Genomic DNA, 4,236 nt, shown 5'->3' on the forward strand with positions numbered 1-4,236 from the left:
CCGGCCGCCCCCGCCGCGCCGCCGTCTCCTCCTTCGGCATCAGCGGCACCAACGCCCACGTCATCCTCGAACAAGCACCCCCCACCGACGAACCCGAATCCCAGCCGGACACCGCACCCGTCCTCGTACCGCTCTCCGCCCACACCCCGCAAGCCCTGCGCGACCAGGCACGCCGGCTCACCAGCCACCTGGAGCACCTCGATCACGCGGACCTTCCCGCACTCGCGTTCTCGCTCGCCGTGCATCGGGCAGCGCTCAGCCATCGTGCGGTGATATGGGCCGAGGACCGGGAGGATTTGCTCGCAGACCTCGCGGCAGTGGCCGAGGGCGGCACGTCGAACCGTCTCGTACAGGGCAAGGCCGTCACGGGTGACACGGCATTCCTGTTCACCGGTCAGGGCAGTCAGCGCCTCGGCATGGGGCGCGAACTGTACGAATCCCAGCCCGTGTTCGTCACCGCGCTGGACGAGGTGTGCAAACACCTCGACGAACACCTCGGCCTGTCGCTGCGCGATCTCATGTTCGGCGCGGGCGAGGACACCGACTGGCAGGGTCAGCTGCTGGACCAGACGGTCCACACGCAGACGGCACTGTTCGCGCTGGAGGTGGCGCTGTTCCGGCTCGTCGAACATCTGGGGATCACACCCGACTTCGTGGCGGGGCACTCCATCGGCGAACTGACGGCCGCGCACGTGGCCGGCGTGCTCTCCCTCGAGGACGCCTGCACCCTGGTGGCTGCCCGCGGCCGGCTCATGCAGGCACTGCCGCAGAACGGGGCGATGGTCTCCGTCCTCGCCGCCGAGGAGCAGGTCGCCGCGCAGCTCGCGGGGCGGGAGCACGAGGTCGCGATCGCCGCCGTCAACGGGCCCGCCTCGACCGTGATCTCCGGGGATCTGCTCGCCACCATGGAGGTGGCCAGGCAGCTGGACGGGCAGGGGGTGAAGACCCGGCGGCTGCGGGTCAGCCACGCCTTCCACTCGCCGCACATGGACCCGATGTTGGAGGAGTTCGCGGCGGTGGCACGCGGGCTGTCGTTCCGTCCCCCGCGCATCCCGGTCGTCTCGAACGTCACGGGCTCCCTCGCCACGGCCGAGCAGCTCACCTCGCCCGACTACTGGGTGCGGCACGTCCGCGAAGCCGTGCGCTTCCACGACGGCATCACCACGCTGCACAAGCACGGTGTCACGACGTATCTCGAACTCGGCCCGGACGGTGTGCTGTCCGCCATGGGCCGCGCCTGCGTCCCCGAAGACACGGACGTGGAGCCGGAGTTCGTCACGGCACTGCGCAAGGACCGTCCGGAGCCCCGCGCCCTTGGCGGCGCCCTGGCGCAGCTGTGGACGCGCGGGACCGCTCCGGACTGGCGGGCCGTGTTCGGCGGCCGGGCGGCGCGGCGGGTCGATCTGCCCACCTACCCGTTCCAGCACCAGCGCTACTGGCAGCCGAACACGGCCCGAGCCCAGGACGCCACGTCCATCGGGCTCGGCACGGTGGACCATCCCCTGATCGGCGGCGTCGTCACTCGTGCCGACAGCGAGGAGCAGCTGCTGACCGGGCGGCTCTCGCTCGGCTCCCAGCCATGGCTGGCGGACCACGTAGTCCTGGGCCGAGTGCTGCTGCCCGGCACCGCGTTCGTGGAGCTGGCGCTGCGGTCGGGCAGCGAGGCCCTGGCCGGTGTGCTGGAGGAGCTGACGCTGGAGGCTCCGCTGGTACTTCCGGAGCAGGGCGGCGTGCAGTTCCAGGTGATCGTGGGCGCCCCCGACGAAGAAGGGCGGCGCGAGCTGACGCTGCACTCCCGACCGGAGAGCGACGACCCCGGGCAGCCGTGGGTGCGGCACGGCGCCGGCCTGCTCGCCGCCGAGGACGCGCGGCCGGGCCCGGATCTCACCCTCTGGCCTCCGCACGCCGCCGAGCCGGTCGACCTGACCGGCCGTTACCAGGAGCTGAGCACCCAGGGATTTGATTACGGTCCCGTCTTCCAGGGACTGCGCGCCGCGTGGCGCCGCGGCGACGAGGTGTTCGCCGAACTGTGCCTGCCCGACGGTCACTCCGAGGAGGCGGCCGCCTTCGGGCTTCATCCGGCGCTGCTCGACTCCGCGTTGCACGCCATCGAGCTGGGCGTGCTGACGGGTACGGGGGAGCCACGGCTGCCGTTCGCGTGGAGCGGGGTGCGGCTGTTCGCGGCGGGGGCCACGGCGGCACGGGTGCGGCTGGCGCCGGCCGGGGCCGACGCGGTGACGATCGAGGTCGCCGACGCCGCGGGGGCACCGGTCGCCTCGGTGGACGCGCTCGCCGTACGGGCGGTCTCCGCCGAGCAGCTCGCCACCACCGGCGGCACGGGCCACGAGGCGCTGCTGGGCGTGGAGTGGGTACCGGCCGGGCGCGGCTCGGCTCCCGCCGCCACCACCGTCGTACGCCTGCGGGGCCAGGAGTCCCTGCACGGCGCCGTTCACGAAGCGCTCGCGCGGGCGCAGCAGTGGCTGGCCGAGGACCGGCCGGACGGGGAGCGGCTCGTCTTCGTGACCCGAGGCGCCGTCGCGGTGACGGACGACGAGGACGTACGCGATCCGGCGGCCGCCGCGGCCTGGGGCCTGCTGGGCTCGGCGCAGACGGAGAACCCGGACCGGATCGTGCTGGTGGACGTGGAGGACTTCGATGACGAGGCCGCGCTGGCGGGGGCTCTGGGCGCCGAGGACGCCCGGATCGCCGTCCGCGGGGGCCGGGCGCTCACCCCGCGGCTGGTGCGGGCCGCCGGGACCGGATCCGAGGCACCGGCGTTCGCGCCGGAGGGCACCGTGCTGATCACCGGGGCGACCGGGGCGCTGGGCGGGTTCTTCGCCCGGCACCTCGTCACCGAGCACGGGGTGCGTCATCTGCTGCTCGTCAGCCGACGCGGCCCCGGCGCCGAGGGCGCCGAGGAACTGGCGCGCGAACTGACGGAACTCGGCGCGCAGGTCACCCTGGCGGCCTGCGATGTCGCCGACCGCGACGCCCTGGACCACCTGCTCGCCGACATCCCCGCCGAGCACCCGCTCACCGGCGTCATCCACGCGGCGGGCATCCTCGACGACGGCGTGTTCGCGACGCTCACGCCGGAGCGCGTCTCCGCCGTACTGCGGCCCAAGGCCGATGCGGCACGCAACCTGCATGAGGCCACCCGGCACCTGGACCTGGCTGTCTTCGCGCTCTTCTCATCGATCCAGGGCCTGGTCGGCGGTGCGGGCCAGGCCAACTACGCGGCGGCCAACGCCTACCTGGACGCGCTCGCCCAGCACCGGCGGGCCCACGGGTTGCCGGCGGTGTCCCTGGCCTGGGGCCCGTGGGCGGAGGGCGGTATGGCGGCCGCGCTCGGCGAGGCCGACCGCAACCGGTTCGCCCGGCTCGGGATGGTTCCGATCGCACCGGCCCAGGGCTTGGAACTCTTCGACGCGGCGGTGAAGCTCGGGCTGGCGAGCGCCGTCCCGTTGCCCCTCGACACCGCCGCGTTGCGCGCCCGGGGAGCGGAGCTGCCCGCCCTGTTCCGGGGGCTGGTCCGGACACGGCCGCGCCGGGTCACGACGGCCGGGCCGGCGGCCGCCGATGCGGGGCCGTCCTTGGCGCAGCGGCTCGCCGGGCTCACGCCCGAGGAGCAGGGGGAGCAGCTCGTCGCGCTGGTCCGCGACGAGGTCGCCCGCACACTCGACTACGGGGGCTCGGACGCCGTGGACGTCCGGCGTGGCTTCAAGGAGCTCGGCATCGACTCACTCACCGCCGTCGAGCTGCGCAACCGCCTCAACAAAGCCACCGGACTGCGCCTGCCCGCCACCCTCGTCTTCGATCACCCCAACCCCGGCGCCGTCGCCCAATTGCTGCTCAGCGAACTGGCGCCCGCCGTCGAGGAGTCGGCGCTGCCGTCGACCAACGCCCTGGGCGAACAGGACATCCGCCGCATGCTCGCCACGCTGTCGATCGACCGGCTGCGCGCCTCCGGCCTGCTCGACCGGCTGCTCGACCTCACCGAGCCGGTGCCGGCGGCCGACGCCCCCGCGCCGGACGCCCCCGACCTCGACATCGACGCCCTCGACGTCGACGCCCTCGTCCGCATGGCTCGCAAGAGCCACGGCTCCTGAGTCCCTGGAGAAGAGAGTTGACTTCTCCCCCAGCTGAAGCCGGGAGATTCTTCCCTCGCGGGTTGAGCTTTCTGCTTCTCAGACAGCAGCTGCCCCGAACTAACGGCAAGGGACGTGGGTACGCCCA

General features: G+C 73.3%; 1 protein-coding gene. It reads left to right on the plus strand.

The window, feature by feature from the left end:
• The coding region (locus ACWCQ1_RS51645; RefSeq protein WP_451030082.1) for an SDR family NAD(P)-dependent oxidoreductase at nt 1–4,109 on the plus strand (4,109 nt) is incomplete at its 5' end.
• Nucleotides 4,110–4,236 lie beyond the last annotated feature (127 nt).

It is taken from the genome of Streptomyces sp. NPDC002144 (assembly GCF_053593695.1).